Below are 20,723 nucleotides of genomic sequence, written 5' to 3' on the forward strand. Positions count from 1 at the left end.
TCCCTTCTATGTGGTCATACCAGTTATGTTGTTCATTAAAACATTAAATTTCCAATGCGTAAATAGCAAAATTTTGTCGATTGAGCTCGATAATTTAACTATTAAGTAAAAATACGAGTCTAATTAATTATACTAATATAATTAATTAGGGATTACAGCTCTGTAATTGTAATGATTACAAATTAAAGTGTATACGGTTAGTAAATAACCATTTTAGCTCAACCAAGCAATTTTATTTTTAAAAAAATACTTATAGAATAATTTAATAGGTTTTTTTATACTTTTTTCCCTTTATTTAGTTATGTATAATTGCATATAATATAGATATATCAAGTGATATATGTTATATTATTAAACTTTATGTAATAGTCCCTAATATCACTATTATTAAATACTTAACATGAAGATATTAATCTATAAACTTATTCCTCGTTATAACTATGGGTTTTAAAATATAAAAAAAGCCGCAAAGCTTTCTCGAAAAGAACCTTTGCAGCCTTCTGTTTTTTTATCTCCTTAGAAAAATAATGGATAGTGTACTCTTTAAAATTAACAACATGTTATAAATCTTACCCTTGTCCTTTGGCTTCACTAAATGTTTCATGGACTCTTCAAGATCTATTTGAATACATATTCCTTTTCTAGATCAATCACATACCCTTTCTAGAGTAAAAGAAACAGTATGCTCAAGTTTTAGAGTTACTTGCGCGTATATTAAAGTTTTTTCACAAGAAACTGATACTAAGCTTATATTACGGTATATTTTTCACGATACTGTCTAGGTGTCATGTTAGTTGATTTTTTGAAAACCCTTGTAAAATAACTTTGGTCGTTAAAATTAAGCCAAGCACAAATATCTGATAGTGGATATGTAGTGAGTGTTAATAATTTTTTTGCTTCTTCCACTCGTTCCCTTTGAATAAATTCACTTAAAGGAATTCCCACTTCTTTTTTAAATAATTTAGATAAATAAGTAGGCGTAATATCCAAATGATTAGCGAGTTCATTGAGAGATATTCCATCGTAAACATTTTTACTAATATGGTTCATACATGTAGTAACCGCATTTGAAAATTTTTGCGCATTGAATTCTTTCACTCGATCTGCAAAAGTACGTAAGGCATCTCCTGACAATCGCCTTACAGAGTCCACGTTCTCTAGTTGTTCCATGGTTTGGATATACAAAATACTAAGAGCAAAAGCAATGTCTGGTGGGAGATTACCTTCTATCGCATATCGAGTAGCTAAAGTAATCGCAATAATCCCATGGTTTTTTTGGTTTCTGAGTGGATCCGCTGTTAAAATTAATTCAGTATCTTCCTGCGAAACTGCATACATATATTGCAACAACTTCTTTTTATTTCCCTCTTTGATTGCTGAAAAATAATTATGTACTAATGCCATGTTGTGAGTTTTTGGTTTATTTTGTTGACGTTTTAAAATATATAGATCAGGTTTCACAATTTTATAGGGAACTTCCTCTAACACTTTATTTTTTTCTACAACAATATCAACATCTAACTTTTCATTGAAAATCATGTAATGCAATAAAATTCCCATATCAATTAAAGAAGCTTTTTTAACCTCAGGTAGAGATTGAAAATAGGTTAGTCTTTCTTGAATATTATTATTTGAGTTAAATTCTTTTCGAAGTTTAAAGGTTACATCATCCGATCCCTTTGGATATATAGTGGGGCCAATTATTATAGTCCCTTTTATATAATCATGATTTTCTATATGAATTAGGATGAAATTTTCAAGATAACTGTTACATCTGAAAAGTGGCAAATTATAGGGATCATTTTCTTGATAAATGTCACTAAGATGTTCTTCTTTAGAAGAATAAAAAGGACTACAAATATCCTCAGAATTAGAATGATATAAGATTTTTTTGTCTGTGGATAAAATGTGAACAGGTACATTAAAGGCTTTATGTGCGAGATCACACAAGTGTTGTATATCGATAGAATTATTCATTACCTTCTCCTCTTAATTAGATTACTGATAAATTTTTACATCGTTCCTGTATAGGTTCATAAATTATTTTTCGTCAGGTATAACTCACGACAAAATATTACTATAAAATATCAAATTAGTACAATTCACGACAAAATATTACTATATTTTTTTTATGAAAATCATATATTATTTATTTGTAAGTAGCATCTAAATATCAGAGTAGTTAGGAAAAGTGTGAAAGAAATAGATTCTTTTCTTATAATTTTCTCAACGACAATGAAATGAGCTGAGGTCGTTTCTTAATTCTCCAAGATCTAATCATAGAACTTGGGAAAACAGTGAAGAACCTACAAAATACAGAAACAAGGGATGATTGGAGTATACAACTCTAGTAAGTAATAGCTTCTTGCTAATCCTGCGAAAAATCTAGCCTTTGCGGATACATTGCCAGACGAACTAGAATATGCCCCAGGTACATTACAAATAGTAGGCTAAACAGTGACAGATACAATTCGATACAGACAAAAGTAAATTTAATGTAGGAAAAGAAAACGAAGAATTTTGGGATGTGACACATACAGAGTGGCATACAATGGTACTCCATGCGAGGGACAAGCTGGAAAAAAGATTAAAAATACAGTGAAAGTCCAAGGAGATACTGTATCACCGTAAGAACTAACAGCCAAAAATTCAATCACTTGGACAAACTGAGATTAAAAAAAAAAAGTGGATGCTGCAAATTCGAATATAAAACTGATAAACTGCTGTATTCCAAATTTTTGACAAAGATAATAAAGAAGTCGAAAATTTAACAGCAGATGAAAATGATAAAGCTATTTCTGAACCACTGTGCTTCGGAAAATTCACGTTGGAAGAAATTCAAGCACCAAATAGGTCTACGTTATTTAAAGATCTAATTGAGGGAAAGGTCTTATCATCAGTACAAAAATAAAAATAGAAAACACAAAAAGCGAATGGAATATTAAAAATACTGACGATATAGTGCCAACTATTTTTATCTAATTGGCACTATATTACTAGTCGCAACATTAGTTTTAGTTTCCGCAAAAGCGGAAGAAATAAATAGATTCAAAAATTATTAGGGATAGCAGCGGTGACACAACATATAAATATTTTTTTATATGTTGTTAATCTTTGTAGTATCAATCTTTATGCTATCTAGCTTTATTACTCCATCACATAAACATATTATTTATTTTCTAAGTACAATGGCTATTACTTAACAAAAACAACACCCCTAATTAAGAGATGCAGTCACATAGATCCAAATTAATAGTAGACATTAGACACTTATTTCACAGTAAATTGACCTCAAAATAATAGTTACTGCAATATCAGGATTTGTTTATTCTATAACAAAAGAAATGTCACTTAAGCATTCTTTGTATGCTACTTTTAATTAATATATATGACACCCTTAATTTTCCACTCTATTTTTAGTTAAGAATCAAAATACTGAAGCCAATGAAATTGTATTACATTGGCTTCAGTATTTCAGATTTAAAATTACGAATAAAAACAAAATAACGTTTAAACACCCTTTTTTCAATCGTGTGAAATTTAATCCTTATCGATACATATGACATTCACACGACCGCTAAAAACCCTTAAAAAGCAATCTGAGAGTCCGTTTTTCTGATTCACAATCATTTTTTAAAAATTTATGTGAAAAATCAATATTTAGTAAATCTTATTATCCGAGACACAATTATTGCCGTAATCAAGATAATAAGGGCGGTTATCAAGCCAGATTCTCCAATCCAAATCTCAGTTTGATACCCTGTACTTGCACGTGCGAAAGGTCCTTGAATAATAGCATTCCAAGTAGCATGGATAATAACCGAAGGCCAAATGCTACCTGTGATAAGTCGTAAACAAGCTGTAATATAACCAAATGGTACAATACAAAGATAGATACCCAGTACTGAAAGAACGACAGATGGTCCCCCTACATATAGGCCAGCAACAACTATTGGAACATGCCACGTTACCCAAATCAATCCACTAATAAGGATAGGCCGTGAAAACTCTGCATCGACTAGCCTTGTGAGCATATAACCTCGCCAACCCATTTCTTCTCCCAAAACTGGGATTAAGTTAAGCAAACTTCCGAAAATACCGCTCAATACTACTAGATAAATGAAACTGAATGGTGCCGTTACATACTGAAGTCCAAGTCTAACATCTTCACTAAAAAGGCAGCTGCTTCACCACGAGTTGTTGTCCCTTTAGGATTAAACTCATTATTTCCAACACCTGTAACTACCTTTAAGCTATATAACCGCTGAACTGGCTGTTTGTATGTAATCAAATGTTGATCTGTAAATGGTAATGCGACTAATTTACCTGTAACACCTTTATACTGTAATGCGTTGTCACTCATGATAGATGCTTCTTCACGTGTGATAGATGCGTTAGGATCAAAAATCCCTCCGCCACGACCGTTAATAATTCCTGCACTTGCACTACGTTTAATACCGCTATGAAGTGATGGATGCGCTTTGTTAATATCTACAAATGACTTATTTCCTTCTGGTAGCTTTAGAGCATTTGAGATTAATGTCGCAAACTCAGCTCTCGTTACATTACGATAAGGCGCAAATACACCATTTCCTTCACCGTGCATAATTCCTAGGCTGTTCAGCTTACGAATATGCCCTTCAAACCATCCACCTGTAATATCATCTTTTGGTTTTTGCACTTCTTTATTTTGCACATTATAGTTTATCTTAATCCAACTTGGGTTATAGAAAATCCACTCATCATTACCTATTTTATACCAACCATTTTTAACTGCTAATACTTTGTAACGATCTCCGTCTGAAGCTTTACGAACAATATGATGCTCAAGTCCTACGCCACTACGTACGTTTATACCGTCACCATTCACTACAAGCTCCATATTAGGTTCAGCTGGATTATATTCATTTGAATCAAATAGCTCATCTCTTTCTTGTAAAGGCGAGTCAATTTGCGCATTAACATTTGCATACCATTGAATACCTTGTACGAAGCCAGTCCAATTCCCACGCGAAATTAAAATATCAGGACAGTTTTTTCCGCTCCATTGTTGATGCCTGTAAATGTGATCCGCACTAATACCTTCTTTGTTCATTAAATAACCTGCAAGTCGTTTTGCATTCTCTAACGCTTTATTGTAATCTCCATCTTGGTTAACTGAAATTTCGATACCGATAGACTCTCTATTTCCTGAGCCATCGCCATCTCCTGCATGCCATCCATTTTCATTTGTTGGTAAGTGCTGATAAATTTGTTTGTCGTCTACAGTAAAATGCCATGAAGCTGTTCGGAACGTACCTTCCGTTGCTTGTTTATACAAATATTTCGCATGATTTTCAGCATTCGCACCACGGGCTGTGTTTGCAGTCTCATGAATTGTAATGTAGCGTGCTTTCATCGGATTAGCAGGGCGAATATCAGGATTTCCTGCTGGAACAATCCACTCTACAAATGGAGTACCTGCAAGTGTTCCATATTTCTTTGTAGTCATCGATGCACTATACTGAATAGCTCTTGGCTTTTCAACCGGCTTCATTTCGCGAGTAGAACCATCATTTCGGCCGTCTACATGTTCAAATGCCTTTTCAATGTTTGAAATAGCTTCATCTTCTGCTACTTGACCTTTTTTAGCTTCCTTCATTTTATTTAGTTCTTCTGTTTCATCATGTTTATGCTTATATTCTTCTAGAAGAATTTTCTCATTCTCTGATACTTCCGCTTCGTTAATTTGCATGTGATCTGGAGTTTCTAGATTGAAATTCGAATAACTTAATCCGCTCGTTCCACGTTCCCCTTGTGCGATACGAAGTTGATCCGTTTGAAGGTTTTTGCTCTCTTCTGCTGATATCGCTAAAGGTGCACTCCCTAACATTACTAAACTTGTTGATAGTGCAATTACTCTTTTTTTAATTATCTTTTTCATTGCTGTAATCGATACCCTACACTGTTCGTGTAAGTATCTCAACCTCCCTTTATTTTCTCATTAGTGACAGACTATGAATCTACTATGTATAAAAATATGTTTATTTCGCCTTTTTGTAAACACTTCATTTTACCCCCAGCAGGTGAATGATAGTTTCTATAAAATCCCTTAACAGACATTATTTTATAACCAATTGCAATTGCCGTCAAAAACACTTATCCCCTTACACACTACTACTTCTCAAAAAATAGATTAGGATACCTTTTACTGATTTTCTTCACCAAGAAGGACCTTTACGTTTTTTCATAAATACTATGTATCTATTAATTAGATCCTGATTTAATGTAATTTCCCTATTTGAAAATACTAAGCTTTTCAATTTTTCGTTATAATATAGTTGTCATCTTTTTACATTGAAAGGAGTTTTTATATGGAAGAAATTGCTCATATTTTACTCACTAATATTGATACATTAAATGAAGAAGACCAAAAAATTGTAAAGAAACTAGTTAATAAGTTAAAATCTTTTGCTCATGCACCACTAAATAAAAATCACTGCTTACGTATGAAACCTTTTATTGAATCTGAAGGAATAACTAGACTCGTTGCCAATACAGTACACTCTTACCAATTAGATTTAATGCCAAACAATCAATTTGCTATGTATGATGTTATTGGCTATTACTACAGCATAGCATTATTAACATGTTGTGTAGTATTTGAAAAAGGCGATTTCAAACACATCTACTCTGTATTAGAAAATGAAGTGACAAAAGAAAACGAAAAGAATGTTCTAGTATCAGAGCGTGGCGGGGAAAATTACTACGTTATGGCACGCATACTTAAATTTTTCAAGAAAGATGCTAAAGACATAGAAAGTTTATTTTCACAATTAATTATTCTAGATTAATTAATTGTGAAATATCACTACATACGAAACAAGGAGGATGAGTATGAGTATGCTACGAATAGAAAATATGGAAGATGATGAAGTTTTCCAATTTCTAGCTGGCACTTTCCATCAAGATACTTTCTACGAAGAAGCACTTAAAGAATTATTAGAAGAGGCACACAAGGAATATTTACAAGACTCTATTGTTTTTCTATCTAAATTTCTAAAAAATGATTATAGCATTGAAGAAAAACAAGCGTACATTCGATATTCAGCAGATGGGATATATTTTGAAGGGCTAGAAATCACACCGGTAGAATGGCTTGAAAACATAGTTGAAATATTAAAACAAACCATACAAGTTTATTAGATTATACATTAAAGGGGATGACCTAATTGTTAAATACGATCGTTTATGATAAAGCGAAGTACCATTATCAAGGTGATTTCCCTGAGGACTTACCAATTGATCAAGCTTTTGTACATACTGGTATGTTTTTAGGATGGATACTTGAACATAATTTATTTAGTGAAGAATTTGAAGAAGAGTCTCAAGACGAAATTAATCAGTTTAAACTTAAACAAATGACTGGCACAGAAATTTATATGAACTGGGATGGCGTTTTAGCAGACGACATGTTAAATGATGAGGGCAACCAATTCGCAAAGTACTACTTTAACCATGACGAGGACTGGAAATATATAAATGATTACAGTGATGTTTTTATAGACGAAGGCGAAACTCTCTACCATGTGCAAGATACTTGGGAAAACTATTTCAAATTAAAAAACGTTATTGATAATAGCTATAATTTTTGGAAAGACAACTTACAAAATAAATAATTATAATAAGTCGATTTCTTATTTTAATAAGGAATCGACTTTCTTAATATCTAATTTGCTGATTAACACCTCACCCAAAGATCATTTTACTAACGATACTATTATCGATATCGAATTTTCTATAACGGAACGTTCTGGACGTGATTTCATTAACACTGTTAATCCAATTAAGGACGTGACTAATGTTTGCGCTAATGCTTTAGCGTTCAAATCACTTTGCAGTTCACCTGATCGTATTCCCTTCGTAATTAATTCTTGAAAAATAACTGCAAGATACATTTGATGTTCTCTAGTCAGTACTTCAAATTTTTCATTATGAGGAGCAAGTTCAACCATTGTGTTAATACAAAAACAACCTTTACTGAACTCTTTTTTATATTCCTCTTCCACCATATTTTCAAAAAACGTCCGAATTGCTCCTTTTACAGATTGTTCGTTTTGAAGTTTTGTTCGTATATTAGCCGCATGTAAATTTGTGTATCTCCTTAATGCCGCTTCAAATAAACCCTCTTTATCACCAAAGGCTGAATATAAACTCGGCTTTTGTATTTCCATTTTTGCAGTTAAATCGCTTAATGAAGTAGCTGCGTATCCCTTCTCCCAAAAAAGTTGCATAGCAGCATCCAAAGCTTTTTCTTCATCAAATTCGCGTAGTCGTGCCATTTAAAACCATATCCTTTCTATATCTAGTTATTAAGATTACACATCGTCATTTATGTACCAATCAGTATGTTATATATCGTATTAGATTATAAACGACATGTCAAAAAAATTATAATTAACTCAAAATAAACTTGACATATATGTTTCTTCGAGATTATATTTTACTTACAAATAACATACCGTTCGGTACATTATTTGTAAGTAATGCAAAAAGGAGCTGTTTTTATGAATAGTAAAGAAAAAATGATGCCCATTCTAAAACATACTCACACTCAGATACATTCACCTGTTCATGCAACCATGTCTCGCTATATGACTCTATTATTCGCAATCGCTTGTGGGATGGCTGTAGCAAACATATACTTTGCTCATCCACTACTTGATTCATTGTCAAATGAATTTAAGATTAGTCATTCAACTATCGGTATTGTGATTACTATTACTCAAGTTTGTTATGCACTCGGTTTACTTTTATTAGTTCCACTTGGTGATTTATTAAACCAAAAGAAAATAATAATTCTCCAAATGCTTTTATCTGTTTTCGCTTTAATTATAATCGGGTGCGCTTCCTCAAGCACCGTACTTTTTATAGGTATGGCCTTAGTAGGTATTCTTGCAACGGTTACGCAAACACTCGTCGCATATGCATCAATTTTAGCTAATCCAGCAGAACGTGGACGCATAGTAGGTTTCGTTACAAGTGGCGTTGTAATAGGTATTCTCCTTGCTCGTACATTTGCAGGCACATTAACAGATTTAGCTGGATGGCGATCCGTTTATCTCACCTCCGCTATTCTTTTACTCTTCGTAACTGTTTTGTTACACCGGAACTTACCAACTCTTGAACTTAAAAAAGTGACAACTATGTCTTACCGAAAATTAATACACTCTGTTCTCTTATTATTTGTAGAAGAACGACTTTTACGCGTTCGCGGAATACTAGCATTTCTCATTTTTACTTCATTCAGTATTTTATGGACTTCTTTAGTATTACCTCTAAGTGCTACACCACATAATCTATCTCATACAGCTATTGGCGCATTCGGCCTTGCTGGAGTTGCAGGTGCATTAGCTGCTACTAAAGCTGGACAATTAGCTGATAAAGGATTCGGACAAAGAACAACTGGCATAGCCTTATCATTATTAGTACTTTCATGGCTCCTAATTAAATCTATTAACCATTCTCTATTATTACTAATTTTCGGAATTATCCTTTTAGATTTAGCGGTGCAAGCTGTACATGTCACCAATCAAAGTATGCTTTTCACAGTGCGTCCTGAAGCGAGAAGTCGACTCACTGCCAGTTACATGATTTTTTACTCTATCGGTAGTGCAACAGGTGCAATGCTTTCAACAAATACGTATGCAAAATATGGTTGGGATGGAGTATGCATATTAGGTGTATCTGTTAGTGCTTGTGCTCTTTTATTTTGGATAATAACCTTACGGCGATCATAACAGCTAAAAGAAGAATAATTCATTTATGTTTCATACGTGTTTTTCTACAAGACTATAGAATAGCATTTACTTTTTAACACAAATCAACGGCATTTTCATATAAAAAATGCCGTTGATTCTAAATTTTCACATATGCGATTCATCATTTTATAATAATAAATCCTATACTAGCGAAGTACATCTATTACAAATTCCCTTTAACGTTTTCGACAATCTCGTTTATCGTATTCCGATCAAACTTATCACTAATTTCGTATGGCTCACGATCTCCTACTAATTGTACGCCTACAATATCATTGCGGTCTTTACCATATTGCACTTCAATAATAGACCCACGCTCTATTTGTTTCCAAACGAGACCTGCTTCATCTTTATTATCTAAAATAATACAATCCTCAATATTTTCATCAATTCCAATTAACTTATTGTCATCCATATATCCAACCTCGTATTGTTGACGTTCTTTCGCTTTGCCGCTTACTACTATACCTTTGCTTCCATACGAGTAATCCGTATAATCCTTTTTCTCCGATTGTACCGCTTTCGGCTCTTTTGCTTCAGTTTTTTCAGTATTTCCACAACCCGCAATCATACCAATTGGCATAATTGCAGTTAATACTACTCTAGTAAATTTTTTTATCACTTATAACCAACCTCACATGTTTAACTTTAAATTCCATTTATCCCCTTTCCAAATAATAACATGATAATACCGAGAAAGAGCCAAAGGTAAAATATTATTTTCATCCCAACAATCTATGTAAAAAGCTATACTTCTGTATTTCCTTCCCGTCTACTTTCATATAGTACCCTTACAATTATAGATAGCTAGAATTTCAAAATCAATAACTGAATTATCGATAAATTACAGAAAGTAGACATCCTACTCACATAAGATTTAAAATTAGGAAGTATGGAAGACATGATAAAAAATTTAAACTAGATGATCGCAATTAAAATGATTTTTATATGAAGGAAGGAAGTGCACAGCTATGGATTTAAAAACAGTTATGCAAGAGCTTGAATCCCTCGGTAAGGAAAGAACGAAAAAAATATACATATCTAACGGTGCGCACGAGCCAGTTTTCGGCGTAGCTACAGGCGCTATGAAACCAATCGCTAAAAAAATAAAATTAAACCAAGAGTTAGCTGAAGAACTGTATGCGACAGGCAACTACGATGCTATGTATTTTGCAGGCATTATTGCAGACCCGAAAGCTATGAGTGAGTCTGATTTTGATCGCTGGATAGACGGAGCATATTTTTATATGTTGTCCGATTATGTGGTGGCAGTAACTTTATCAGAATCAAATATTGCACAAGATGTTGCTGATAAATGGATTGCAAGTGGAGACGAGCTACGAATGTCAGCGGGCTGGAGTTGCTACTGCTGGCTTTTAGGAAATCGCAAAGACAATGAGTTTTCTGAAAGCAAAATTTCCACTATGCTTGAAATGGTAAAAAATACGATCCATGATTCACCAGAACGAACAAAATCCGCTATGAATAATTTTCTAAACACTGTAGCAATTTCATATGTGCCACTACACGAAAAGGCAGTCGAGATTGCAAAAGAAGTTGGTATAGTTGAAGTAAAACGTGATAATAAAAAAAGCAGTTTGCTAAATGCTTCCGAAAGTATTCAGAAAGAACTTGATAGAGGCAGACTTGGTTTCAAACGTAAGTATGTAAGATGTTAAAAAAGAAAAAGGTGGTATCAATCTTTCTTGATTGATACCACCTTTTTCTTTGACTACTGAACTCTCTTCTTAGAAAACATTCATTTACCTCTGGACAACTTATATGTTAGAAACTTCTTCTTTTAACTTATAAACCCTATCTCTTTTCTCATCGCTTTTGACAAAAATAAGCTTTCCTTCTTTAACAAAATCTTCTAATACTAAGCATACTTGTCCATATGCTTTCGGCTTATTCGTTGTGAATCTTTCATCTGATATTTTGCCGGATCGTATTAATTGTTCACATAGCTCAAGTGTACTTATTTCTTCAGAATCCACTAATTCCAATATATCTTTTTGCAATGGCGATAAAGGTACTGGTATATCAGCTACCTCCACCTTTTCTGGTTTGTTTTCTTCTTCAAATAAATCTTCAAATGAAATTTGATTCATTACTTCTTTTCCTTTCTAACGATTGATTTGTATAACATGAACTGAATTCTATAGCGTAGTTATTATTATGTAGTACTTACCTTATTACGTAAATGTCAAACTCATGTACATCGTTTCATATAGTATGTTTCGATTATACCAAATATACGTTCTGTTTTCTATTACAGATTGGAAAGCAGAATGTTTTACTGTATATACCATTATTAAATAGAGCTGAATATCCATTATCCAAATATTACATTTTCAGTTATATTATCAAAAATTTATCCATATTGCGGAAATAAATGACAAATAATTATAATTTACATGTTATAATTACGATGCATGCATTTAGTTATATTAAATGTGTAATACGTATATTTAATAAAGTTAAATTAAACTGGGGAGGCTTGCGCAAATGGGCAAGAAAACAAGCAAAGCTAAAAAATTTTTCGGTTTCATAATCACTGCAGCATTAGCAACTACAACGATGGTAGGTACAGTAAATGCAGAAACAACTACGAAAACAAACGGTAATGAAAATAGCTATAAGGTAGCTAGCAATGCGAACGTTGTATTTACAGATGTACCAAAGGACCACTGGTCAAAAGATGCTATCGATTACTTAGCGTCAGCAGGAATTTATAAAGGATACGGAAATGGGAAATTTGGTTTTGGGGACAATGTTACTAGAGGACAGGTAGCTTCTTTAGTCAATCGACATTTAGGTTTAATAGCAGATGATAAACAGGCGAATATGTTTAGTGACATTACAAATCATATGTTTGAAAAGGATATTAAAGCCATTGCGCAAGCTGGAATTATGACAGGTGATGGATCAGGTACATTTCGTCCAGATGATGTATTAACTCGATATGAAATGGCAGTAGTGTTACAAAAAGCATTTCATTTAGAATCAAAAGGACAAGGGAGCTTTAAAGATGTACCAAAAGGTCATTGGGCCTATGAATCTGTAAATGCAGTGCGTAGTAACCGTATAGCACAAGGTGACGAATCAGGTAATTTTAATGGCAACATGATTGTGAAGCGTGAGCAATATGCACAATTTTTCTATAATGCAATAGCCAAGAACCGATCTTATAATTTCAACATCAATACAAAAGAAGAAATGAAACAAATGTTAACAACAGCTTTACAGAATGGGACGTTTGGTCCATTTAAATTAGATGCACTAGGTAAAGATATATCTGAAGTGAAAAAAGAATTTGGAGCGCCTGATGTTTGGAAGCAAGCATCATGTACAGAATGTGATGCACCTAATATAGCGGTATACGGCGATTATAATATTGACATGTACCCTTCGGACGCTAGATATATTTCAGTGAAAATGGATATCACTATTAATGAATTAAAAGAGTGGTTTGGTGAGCCAGATGGAATCGGAGAGGATATGACTAGTGAAGGCTTTATATATAATCGAGGAAGCTATTCTCTTTATTTCAGCTTCTCTGATGGTTATATTCAACGCGCTGAAATATCTAAAAATAAATTCAATTAATAAGTTACAAGCAATATAAAATATATAAAGCATAAAAAATCCTTCAAGAACGTGCTTTTTCTTGAGGGATTTTATTTGTCTCTATCTATTTAATATAATCCAAAACTATATAACTCCTACTGTTTAAACTTTATTTTTCTTGATGCTCCGCATCCCATTCACTTAAATACGTTGCATATTCTAATTCATCTGGATCATCATGTAACATAGAAATAAACTCTAATTTATTTCCATCACAATCTAGAAAATATACACTTGCAGCTGGCATCCACCTTTGGACAATTGGTTCTCGATTTCCTTTCCCTTGACTCCCTACTACCTCTATTCCACGCTTCTCTAGCCATAATTTAGAAATCTTTAAAAACTCTAAATCTACACGAAAAGCGAAGTGTTTCGTCTCAAACTCTTCATTCGTATGTACTTCCCATAATCCGAGCATTTGCTCTTTATTTTCGCCTATCCAAAAGAACGCAACTCGTCTTTTCGATAGTTTTTTTGCTACTGTTAAGCTTAACTTATTTTGATAGAAATCTATCGCCTTTTCTAAATTTCTTACATGTAAATGAGTTTCATATATGCTTTGTATCATTATATATTTCCCTCTCCTCTACATTCTGATTTTTAAAATATATTTTGTTTTTATCATACAAATATTTATATTTTTAAGCATCCTACTTTTGTATAATTGTTCTGTCCTACAAATGTATAGGTATCCATCTTTAACTAATGCCTCAACGCCGGAATTCAATACAATGGAACTAGTGAGCTTTTATGAAAAATTGGCTCTCACCTACTTTTCTCCCATTAGAAGCTTTGCTGCCCACAAATAGCAGGATAAAAATTCTATTTACATTCATAAATTTTTATAATGTAATAAGATTAACATCTTAATAATAGAGGAGGAGCCATTCTGGATAAAACAAAAGTTATGGCTTATTTTAGTGCAACGGGTAATATATTCCCTGTTGAAGCAATTACCGACGCCCTAAGTATCGAGCCTACAAGAACTTATAAAAAAGGTGATGTTGTTGCAAAACGTGATAATCCGAATCTTGTATCCACCAAAACCCTATATAGAAAAGAAACTAATTGGACTTTCAGCACCGGCTATCAAGAATCATACGATATAAATAATCAGTTGCAAGTTATTCTAAAATCCCTTGAAGGAAAAACAGAGCAATTAAAACATCTCAAGAAGAAGTATAGTTTAGAGTTTCTTTTTATGGTAGTAATGCAAGTGGAGAATAACGAATCACCCGCGATGTATTTACAAAAAAACATTATTGATTTTGTTAGTTCCATTCAAGCAGAAATTCATTTTGATCTATATATTTGTTAAAAATAAAAACGCTATTGATATTGGAATCAATAGCGTTTTCTTATGTGACTTTATGTTTTATCTTGTTTGTACCCAAAAGCAAATTCTTTTTATATAACGTATTACTTCAATTTCCCCTCAAAGACAATCTTTCTACCGCACGGTTCAACTTCTGTTTTGCCGTTTTTCTTCACTTCATGAAAGATTGGTTCTTCCATACGACGAGACGGTGCATAGCCTTCTTGTTCCATACGTGCTAAGCAGTCTGTAATTGTTTCGTTTTCGAGTACTTCAAATTTCTTTTTATTAGGTTGTTTTGTCATGCCCTAACCTACTTTCTATTTTTCTTGATGCGAATTGATTCTTCATGTAGACCATATATACCATTGCGAGAATTCCCATTATAATCATAACCGCAATAAAAAAGCTTGTATACTGTATTTTTTCTATAAATACGCCTCCTAATACAGGTCCCATAATACTTCCTAAACTAAAGGCGATTCCAGATAATATATTACCTGCTGGTAGTAAATGTCTCGGTAATAAATCTGTCATAAATCCAAGACCTAGTGAGAAGCATGATCCAATGACCATACCCGCTAACAGCATACAGGCAAAGACGATCCAGTAATAGTGATCAAATACTGCTGCAAGTAGGAAAATGCCCGTACTTACGCTGAACGTCCACGTTAAAATACGATCTCTTCCGTATTTATCACTTAATATACCGAGTGGAATTTGTGTAATAATGCCCCCAACTGCGAACGCTGGTAATAAGAAGGATACATCTGATACAGACCATCCTTTACGAAGCGCGTATACTGGCAAGTTACTATTTAACATTGCTTCCAGTACGCCGTATGCAAGTGGTCCTAGTAATGCAATCCAACCTAATCCAACAACTTGTTTATAACGAGAAAATGATGATTCACTCTCTACTTCTCTTTCATCTTGCGCCGGGAATGCATTTTTCGTTGGAAGTAATAATAGCCAACCTATTAAGCAAAGTATAGTAGATATAATAAATGGTGTTGCAAGACCGTACTGCACAGTGCTTGCTAAATACGGACCAACGGCAAAACCAATTCCGAAGAATACACCGTATATCGATACTTGTCTCCCTATTTTACTCGGGTCTGATGTTGTCGTAATCCATGTTTGTGTTCCGACATGAAGCATATGATCTCCGACTCCAACTAGAAATCTAAGAATAAACCATACCCAAAATGAAAAAGTTTGTGTAAAAAAGAATAATGAAATAATAACGAGAAACCCACCAATAACGATAATTGGCTTCATTCCAAACTTTTGCATCGGTTTTTCAAGAAACGGTGAAATAACTAATATCCCAATGTATAATGCCGTCGCATGAATACCGTTAATACTTGAACTTACCCCTTCTTGTTCAAAAATCATTGCAATGGCCGGTAAAAGCATCCCTTGTGACAAACCCGAGATTGCTACAATTCCAACCATAATCCAAAAAGTAAAACGCATCGACATCCTTTTCCCTCTCCTTCTCACGCTTTCCACTTTTCATTATAAACTGTTTCTCCAAATGCGTGTACGAATATTATGAATAAAAAAGAAGCTAAAAGAATGAATCTTTTAGCTTCTTATCCTTCCCATACTTGCGCTTTCACATTGTTATGGAATTGCTTGAAATACGGATGTTTATAAAAAGCAGTTTCATACACGTATTGCTGTGCATGAGCAATTGGTGGCTGCGGGTATTGCATTTGTAAAGGAACTACAGCTGGTGAAACTTGCATATACATCGGAGCTATCATTATTTTTGTATATAAGTGATGATTATATGGCGAATGCGCAATTAAGAACGGATGATGCATGGATAATCTCCCCTTTTACCTACAATGTTATAGTATATGCAATACTTATCATTTCGGGGATTATTTCTCTTCTAACCAATCCTCTACATGTTTTATAAATACATCTAAACAATCAATAAACGGCGAATGACCGCAATCCTCTAACACTTTCAACTCTGCATTCGGCAAATGTTTTGCTAATTCCTCACCGACTACTTGCGGTACGACATAATCTCTGTCACCTTGTATGACGAGTGTTGGAGCTTTAATATGATGAATTTGCTTATTTCCCTCTACAACCCCGTTATGTTCATCCGAAATATTAAATGTAATGAGCGCATAATTTACATCCACGAAATTACGTTGCGTTAACATATCGTCTAAATACTTTTCGTAACGATCCGGTTCCGGTTGATTATGTGTATATATTAATAGATTCCATACTGTACGGTAATATAATTTATTCATATTTTTTATCGCATCTAGCACTGGAGCAATTTGTACGGGATCTTGCGCGATTTCTTCTTTCGTCTTTACTAAACTTGATACGATCGGTTGCCCGTTTATATCTTTTTTAAAAATTGGATATCCCTTCATGCCTACTGATTCTACTAAAATTAACTTTTCAACAAAAGTTGGATGATTCGCTGTAAATCGCATCGCAACACCACCACCCATTGACCAGCCCATTAATGAAAATTTCTCTAGTTTTAATTGATCAATAAATAGTTTTACATCTCTTGCAAAGTCTTGTAATGAATCTATCGATTGATTATATGTTGATTGTCCAAATCCTCTTAAATCAAGAGCGTAAATATGGTATCGGTCTTGCAGCTTTTCAATTACTAAATCCCAATGTTGTGACGATGTCATGTTTCCGTGAATGAGTACAAGAATTTCTGCATTTTGCCTTCCAACTTCCTGATACGCAATCGTTTCTCCGTTCGATAGTGAAACAAACTCCATTGTTGCAGGCTTAATCATCACAAGTTCCCCCATTCTTTTTAATAGAAAGAAAATTCTTTACTTACTTAAAGAATAGCATGCAGAATATACGTTCGCAACATAAAACCTATACGAAATTTTTACATAAATCAACATGTCTATTACTAGACAATTATAATGAAAAAGTATATAGTTAGCTAGGTAACTAATTTGAAAGGATCAAAATACATGGACGAAAAACAACATTTTTTTCACATTGTCAGCCAGACTTCTCGAAAATTCACAAAGAAATTTAATGAACGCGTATCTCCAACTGGGCTATTCAGTGCGCAATGGGCTGTTATTTTCCGCATTAATCAAACCGGTTCTTGTACGCAAACAGAATTGTGCCAGTACTTAAATGTTGAATCACCAACGATGACTCGTACGTTAACACGTATGGAAACGATGGGCTGGATTATTCGTACAGAAGGAAAAGATCGTCGTGAGAAGCTCATTTCTTTATCAGAGACAGCGATAAAAATGATTCCGGTATGGCAAGAAGAAGTTGATACTTTCGAAGAAAAAACACTAGAAGATATTAACGAAGATGATTTACATCAAGCATTTGAAGTGTTACAACAAATTATTAAAAATTTAGATTAAATTGGAGGGATGACGATGCAAAGTGAGAAACTTTGGACGAAGGATTTCCTCGGAACTTGTTTTAGTAGTCTATTTCTCTTCTTAACATTTTACATGCTTATGACTACTCTGCCTGTCTATGTAATAGACGGCCTAAAAGGAAAACCTGAGGAAATTGGTTTAGTTGCAACTGTTTTTCTTATTTCATCTGTTTTATGTAGACCATTTACAGGTAAATGGCTCGATGATTTAGGAAGAAAGAAAATATTATTTATTTCACTTTCATTATTTTTAGCTGCTACTGTTATGTATTTCGGTGCGCAAAGTTTATTTTTATTACTTGCCCTTCGCTTCTTACATGGTATTGGGTTCGGTATGGCAACGACAGCAACTGGTACGATTGTCACAGATGTTGCGCCAGCTCATAGACGAGGCGAAGCACTTGCCTATTTCGGCGTATTCATGAGTCTGCCGATGGTAATTGGTCCTTTTTTAGGTTTAACAATTATTTCTCATTTTTCATTTACTGTACTATTTATCGTTTGTTCCGTATTTTCATTGCTTGCATTTTTATTAGGACTACTTGTAAATATTCCGCATGAAGCACCAGTGAACAAACAAAAACGAGAAAAAATGAAATGGAAGGACTTAATTGAACCATCCTCTATTCCGATCGCTCTGACAGGATTTGTTTTAGCCTTTTCTTATAGTGGCATTTTATCCTTTATTCCTATTTATGCGAAAGAAATCGGTTTAGGAGAAGTTGCTAGTTACTTCTTTATTGTATACGCACTTGTTGTTGTAATTTCTCGTCCATTTACAGGAAAGATTTTTGATCGCTTCGGTGAAAATGTACTTGTTTACCCTGCTATCATTATTTTCACAATTGGGATGTTTATTTTAAGCCAAGCACAAACTTCATTTTGGTTCCTTGGCGCAGGTATGCTAATCGGTTTAGGCTACGGGACATTAATTCCTAGCTTCCAAACGATTGCGATTTCTGCCGCTCCAAACCACCGACGTGGTTCTGCGACAGCTACTTACTTCTCATTCTTTGATAGTGGTATTGGCTTTGGTTCTTTCATTTTAGGTATCGTCGCAGCGAAATCCAGTTACCATAATATGTATTTTATCGCAGCTATTATCGTTGCCTTCACTTTACTTCTATATTATGGATTACACGGACGAAAACAAAAATTCAAGAAACAACATACAGATGGAAAAGTTTCCGCTTAACATGAATAAGGAAAGTAAACTTCCCCGTTTACTTTCCTTATTTTGTATTTCTTTTAATAGAAGCGTATACTTATAATAGAAATAAAAAAGGAGGGACCGATATGAAACTTAAAAAATCTCCCCTACTCTTACTCATAATCACATTCATATTTGTAATTACAGGGCTCGGTTTTACATACTTCAAACATAATAAAACAATCCCATCAAAAAATAACGTGACGAAAAAAAATTGGTTAGATGATCCTTACTTACGTTGGTCGTACACACATATGAAAGAATTCACTTTAATTAACGAGGTAAATAATAACCCGGAGCACGTTTCCCACTTCTCTACCGCATCACAAAACTTAGACGATTTTGCTGTGGAGCGTAGATTTGGAAATACAACTCCTCTAAAAAAACTTTTAGACGATAACAAAACGGATGCTTTTGTCGTTGTACACAATGGACAACTTGTTTATGAACGATATTTCAACGGGTATAACGAGAGTGAACCTCATGGCATGGCGTCATTAGCAAAGGTTTTTACCGGTGCAATTATACAATCTCTCGCTGAAGAAAATCGTATTGACTTAGAAAAAACAGCTGACGCATATATAAAAGAATTAAAAAATACACCGTTCGGTAATGCCACACTTCAGCAATTAATGGACATGCAAGTTTCTGTAGAATACCCTACTCACGGATACGAACATCCAGCGTTAGAAAATCAAGATGCACAACTATATTTAGCGAGCAATATTTTACCTAGAGGTAAAAACTACGACGGTCCGATGAAAATTTATGATATGTTACGAGAAGCAGAAGAAACTGCAACGCCTGGTTCCGATTTTTCTTACGATAACGGATCAGCCGAAACACTCGCTTGGGTTATTCGAACTATCACGGGTAAATCATTAGCTGAAAATGTTAGCGAACGCATATGGTCTCAAATTGGTATGGAAGAAAATGCTTATTATGTCACCGATGAAACAAAAGTTGAACAAGCTAGCGCTGGTTTAAATGCAACTGCTAGAGATATGGCTAGATTCGGGCAATTACTATTAAACAACGGGGAATATAATGGAAAACAAATTCTCCCTTCTTCTATTACTAAAGATATAAAAAATGTCCAAGAAGGTGAACTTGCAGTTGGCCCTGGAGCTTCCATTTCTTATCATAATCAATGGTGGATTCCGCACAATGAACAAGGTGCTTTTGAAGTGTTAGGTAGTTACGGACAAACACTTTACATCGATCCGAAAGCAAATATGGTCATTGTCCACTTCTCTTCTAACGCTACGCCAAGTAATGAAATACATTCAGTCTACTCAAATATGTATATTGATATTGCACATCATTTAGAGAAGCTTCCACAGTAGT

21 protein-coding genes and 1 pseudogene are annotated in these 20,723 nt (G+C 34.0%); 11 read left to right on the forward strand and 11 right to left on the reverse strand.

The window, feature by feature from the left end:
• Positions 1-747 precede the first annotated feature (747 nt).
• Positions 748-1,977: a helix-turn-helix domain-containing protein gene (locus GFJ36_RS17290; protein WP_087984198.1), complete on the reverse strand. Its 1,230-nt coding sequence runs from the start codon at positions 1,975-1,977 to the stop codon at positions 748-750.
• A 757-nt stretch (positions 1,978-2,734) separates the two neighbouring features.
• Between GFJ36_RS17290 and GFJ36_RS30265 the strand changes: the two genes are divergently transcribed.
• Entirely contained in the window at positions 2,735-2,911 is a 177-nt protein-coding gene (locus GFJ36_RS30265; RefSeq protein WP_157835323.1) for a SpaA isopeptide-forming pilin-related protein, read from the forward strand.
• 742 nt (positions 2,912-3,653) lie between these two features.
• Here the strand turns inward: GFJ36_RS30265 and GFJ36_RS17300 are convergent.
• Both GFJ36_RS17300 and GFJ36_RS17305 read right to left on the reverse strand, forming a co-directional pair.
• Positions 3,654-4,157, reverse strand: a pseudogene (locus tag GFJ36_RS17300) (CPBP family glutamic-type intramembrane protease); the annotation flags it as partial.
• Positions 4,139-5,923, reverse strand: a complete 1,785-nt coding sequence (locus tag GFJ36_RS17305; protein ID WP_097889847.1) for an S-layer homology domain-containing protein — start codon at positions 5,921-5,923, stop codon at positions 4,139-4,141. The gene GFJ36_RS17305 and the pseudogene GFJ36_RS17300, both read right to left, overlap by 19 nt.
• Positions 5,924-6,353: 430 nt before the next feature.
• Between GFJ36_RS17305 and GFJ36_RS17310 the strand changes: the two genes are divergently transcribed.
• From GFJ36_RS17310 to GFJ36_RS17320, 3 genes are read left to right on the forward strand one after another with little or no spacing between them, the layout of a single operon-like run.
• A complete protein-coding gene (locus GFJ36_RS17310) occupies positions 6,354-6,833 on the forward strand; it encodes a hypothetical protein (protein WP_063220964.1) in 480 nt (159 codons plus the stop codon).
• Positions 6,834-6,882: 49 nt separating this feature from the next.
• Positions 6,883-7,185 (forward strand): contact-dependent growth inhibition system immunity protein, encoded by a 303-nt coding sequence (locus GFJ36_RS17315; protein ID WP_088064482.1) that lies wholly within the window; start codon positions 6,883-6,885, stop codon positions 7,183-7,185.
• A gap of 26 nt (positions 7,186-7,211) precedes the next feature.
• Complete coding sequence (locus GFJ36_RS17320) at positions 7,212-7,658, forward strand: DUF7832 domain-containing protein (protein WP_063220963.1); 447 nt, start codon at positions 7,212-7,214, stop codon at positions 7,656-7,658.
• Between the two features lie 81 nt (positions 7,659-7,739).
• On the opposite strand, the gene GFJ36_RS17325 is transcribed toward GFJ36_RS17320, so the two are convergent.
• Positions 7,740-8,321, reverse strand: coding sequence for a TetR/AcrR family transcriptional regulator (locus GFJ36_RS17325; RefSeq protein ID WP_088064006.1), 582 nt, complete (start codon positions 8,319-8,321; stop codon positions 7,740-7,742).
• Positions 8,322-8,546: 225 nt separating this feature from the next.
• Between GFJ36_RS17325 and GFJ36_RS17330 the strand changes: the two genes are divergently transcribed.
• On the forward strand, positions 8,547-9,779 hold the full coding sequence (locus GFJ36_RS17330) for an MFS transporter (RefSeq protein ID WP_088609320.1): 1,233 nt from the start codon (positions 8,547-8,549) through the stop codon (positions 9,777-9,779).
• Between the two features lie 184 nt (positions 9,780-9,963).
• On the opposite strand, the gene GFJ36_RS17335 is transcribed toward GFJ36_RS17330, so the two are convergent.
• Entirely contained in the window at positions 9,964-10,422 is a 459-nt protein-coding gene (locus GFJ36_RS17335) for a hypothetical protein (protein WP_088609319.1), read from the reverse strand.
• A gap of 349 nt (positions 10,423-10,771) precedes the next feature.
• On the opposite strand from GFJ36_RS17335, the gene GFJ36_RS17340 reads away from it, so the two are divergent.
• A complete protein-coding gene (locus tag GFJ36_RS17340) occupies positions 10,772-11,479 on the forward strand; it encodes a DNA alkylation repair protein (RefSeq protein ID WP_088064009.1) in 708 nt (235 codons plus the stop codon).
• 99 nt (positions 11,480-11,578) lie between these two features.
• On the opposite strand, the gene GFJ36_RS17345 is transcribed toward GFJ36_RS17340, so the two are convergent.
• Complete coding sequence (locus tag GFJ36_RS17345; protein ID WP_087984191.1) at positions 11,579-11,911, reverse strand: DUF3895 domain-containing protein; 333 nt, start codon at positions 11,909-11,911, stop codon at positions 11,579-11,581.
• Between the two features lie 397 nt (positions 11,912-12,308).
• Between GFJ36_RS17345 and GFJ36_RS17350 the strand changes: the two genes are divergently transcribed.
• Complete coding sequence (locus GFJ36_RS17350; RefSeq protein ID WP_088064010.1) at positions 12,309-13,409, forward strand: S-layer homology domain-containing protein; 1,101 nt, start codon at positions 12,309-12,311, stop codon at positions 13,407-13,409.
• A gap of 130 nt (positions 13,410-13,539) precedes the next feature.
• On the opposite strand, the gene GFJ36_RS17355 is transcribed toward GFJ36_RS17350, so the two are convergent.
• Entirely contained in the window at positions 13,540-13,998 is a 459-nt protein-coding gene (locus tag GFJ36_RS17355) for a VOC family protein (protein ID WP_097889846.1), read from the reverse strand.
• Positions 13,999-14,337: 339 nt separating this feature from the next.
• On the opposite strand from GFJ36_RS17355, the gene GFJ36_RS17360 reads away from it, so the two are divergent.
• Complete coding sequence (locus GFJ36_RS17360; RefSeq protein ID WP_088064011.1) at positions 14,338-14,748, forward strand: DUF4279 domain-containing protein; 411 nt, start codon at positions 14,338-14,340, stop codon at positions 14,746-14,748.
• A gap of 101 nt (positions 14,749-14,849) precedes the next feature.
• Here GFJ36_RS17360 and GFJ36_RS17365 read toward each other — a convergent pair whose 3' ends face one another.
• The 4 genes from GFJ36_RS17365 to phaZ form a co-directional block, all read right to left on the reverse strand.
• Complete coding sequence (locus GFJ36_RS17365) at positions 14,850-15,050, reverse strand: NETI motif-containing protein (RefSeq protein WP_000166305.1); 201 nt, start codon at positions 15,048-15,050, stop codon at positions 14,850-14,852.
• Positions 15,034-16,230 (reverse strand): MFS transporter, encoded by a 1,197-nt coding sequence (locus GFJ36_RS17370; RefSeq protein WP_097889845.1) that lies wholly within the window; start codon positions 16,228-16,230, stop codon positions 15,034-15,036. Before GFJ36_RS17370 ends, GFJ36_RS17365 begins: the two co-directional genes overlap by 17 nt.
• Positions 16,231-16,343: 113 nt before the next feature.
• Positions 16,344-16,577 carry a hypothetical protein gene (locus GFJ36_RS17375; RefSeq protein WP_000546484.1) on the reverse strand — a complete coding sequence of 78 codons (234 nt, stop codon included), beginning with the start codon at positions 16,575-16,577 and terminating at the stop codon, positions 16,344-16,346.
• A gap of 60 nt (positions 16,578-16,637) precedes the next feature.
• The gene (gene phaZ / locus GFJ36_RS17380) at positions 16,638-17,555 is read right to left on the reverse strand and encodes an intracellular short-chain-length polyhydroxyalkanoate depolymerase (protein ID WP_141542794.1); all 918 of its coding nucleotides are present in this window, start codon (positions 17,553-17,555) and stop codon (positions 16,638-16,640) included.
• 174 nt (positions 17,556-17,729) lie between these two features.
• Between phaZ and GFJ36_RS17385 the strand changes: the two genes are divergently transcribed.
• From GFJ36_RS17385 to GFJ36_RS17395, 3 genes are all read left to right on the forward strand, one after another.
• Positions 17,730-18,146: a MarR family winged helix-turn-helix transcriptional regulator gene (locus GFJ36_RS17385; protein ID WP_046954781.1), complete on the forward strand. Its 417-nt coding sequence runs from the start codon at positions 17,730-17,732 to the stop codon at positions 18,144-18,146.
• A gap of 15 nt (positions 18,147-18,161) precedes the next feature.
• Positions 18,162-19,361 (forward strand): MFS transporter, encoded by a 1,200-nt coding sequence (locus GFJ36_RS17390; protein WP_087984184.1) that lies wholly within the window; start codon positions 18,162-18,164, stop codon positions 19,359-19,361.
• Between the two features lie 101 nt (positions 19,362-19,462).
• Complete coding sequence (locus GFJ36_RS17395; protein ID WP_097889843.1) at positions 19,463-20,722, forward strand: serine hydrolase domain-containing protein; 1,260 nt, start codon at positions 19,463-19,465, stop codon at positions 20,720-20,722.
• Position 20,723: the final 1 nt, after the last annotated feature.

Origin of the sequence: Bacillus sp. EE-W1, assembly GCF_009760835.1 — a bacterium.
In the GTDB taxonomy this organism is placed as follows: domain Bacteria; phylum Bacillota; class Bacilli; order Bacillales; family Bacillaceae_G; genus Bacillus_A; species Bacillus_A wiedmannii.

Bases quoted from the DNA above. Each gene is read 5' to 3' on its own strand.
- GFJ36_RS17290 (WP_087984198.1), bottom strand. From the start codon at position 1,977: ATGAATAATTCTATCGATATACAACACTTGTGTGATCTCGCACATAAA.
- GFJ36_RS17305 (WP_097889847.1), bottom strand. From the start codon at position 5,923: ATGAAAAAGATAATTAAAAAAAGAGTAATTGCACTATCAACAAGTTTA.
- GFJ36_RS17310 (WP_063220964.1), top strand. From the start codon at position 6,354: ATGGAAGAAATTGCTCATATTTTACTCACTAATATTGATACATTAAAT.
- GFJ36_RS17315 (WP_088064482.1), top strand. From the start codon at position 6,883: ATGCTACGAATAGAAAATATGGAAGATGATGAAGTTTTCCAATTTCTA.
- GFJ36_RS17325 (WP_088064006.1), bottom strand. From the start codon at position 8,321: ATGGCACGACTACGCGAATTTGATGAAGAAAAAGCTTTGGATGCTGCT.
- GFJ36_RS17330 (WP_088609320.1), top strand. From the start codon at position 8,547: ATGAATAGTAAAGAAAAAATGATGCCCATTCTAAAACATACTCACACT.
- GFJ36_RS17340 (WP_088064009.1), top strand. From the start codon at position 10,772: ATGGATTTAAAAACAGTTATGCAAGAGCTTGAATCCCTCGGTAAGGAA.
- GFJ36_RS17345 (WP_087984191.1), bottom strand. From the start codon at position 11,911: ATGAATCAAATTTCATTTGAAGATTTATTTGAAGAAGAAAACAAACCA.
- GFJ36_RS17350 (WP_088064010.1), top strand. From the start codon at position 12,309: ATGGGCAAGAAAACAAGCAAAGCTAAAAAATTTTTCGGTTTCATAATC.
- GFJ36_RS17355 (WP_097889846.1), bottom strand. From the start codon at position 13,998: ATGATACAAAGCATATATGAAACTCATTTACATGTAAGAAATTTAGAA.
- GFJ36_RS17360 (WP_088064011.1), top strand. From the start codon at position 14,338: ATGGCTTATTTTAGTGCAACGGGTAATATATTCCCTGTTGAAGCAATT.
- GFJ36_RS17365 (WP_000166305.1), bottom strand. From the start codon at position 15,050: ATGACAAAACAACCTAATAAAAAGAAATTTGAAGTACTCGAAAACGAA.
- GFJ36_RS17370 (WP_097889845.1), bottom strand. From the start codon at position 16,230: ATGTCGATGCGTTTTACTTTTTGGATTATGGTTGGAATTGTAGCAATC.
- GFJ36_RS17375 (WP_000546484.1), bottom strand. From the start codon at position 16,577: ATGCATCATCCGTTCTTAATTGCGCATTCGCCATATAATCATCACTTA.
- phaZ (WP_141542794.1), bottom strand. From the start codon at position 17,555: ATGGGGGAACTTGTGATGATTAAGCCTGCAACAATGGAGTTTGTTTCA.
- GFJ36_RS17385 (WP_046954781.1), top strand. From the start codon at position 17,730: ATGGACGAAAAACAACATTTTTTTCACATTGTCAGCCAGACTTCTCGA.
- GFJ36_RS17390 (WP_087984184.1), top strand. From the start codon at position 18,162: ATGCAAAGTGAGAAACTTTGGACGAAGGATTTCCTCGGAACTTGTTTT.
- GFJ36_RS17395 (WP_097889843.1), top strand. From the start codon at position 19,463: ATGAAACTTAAAAAATCTCCCCTACTCTTACTCATAATCACATTCATA.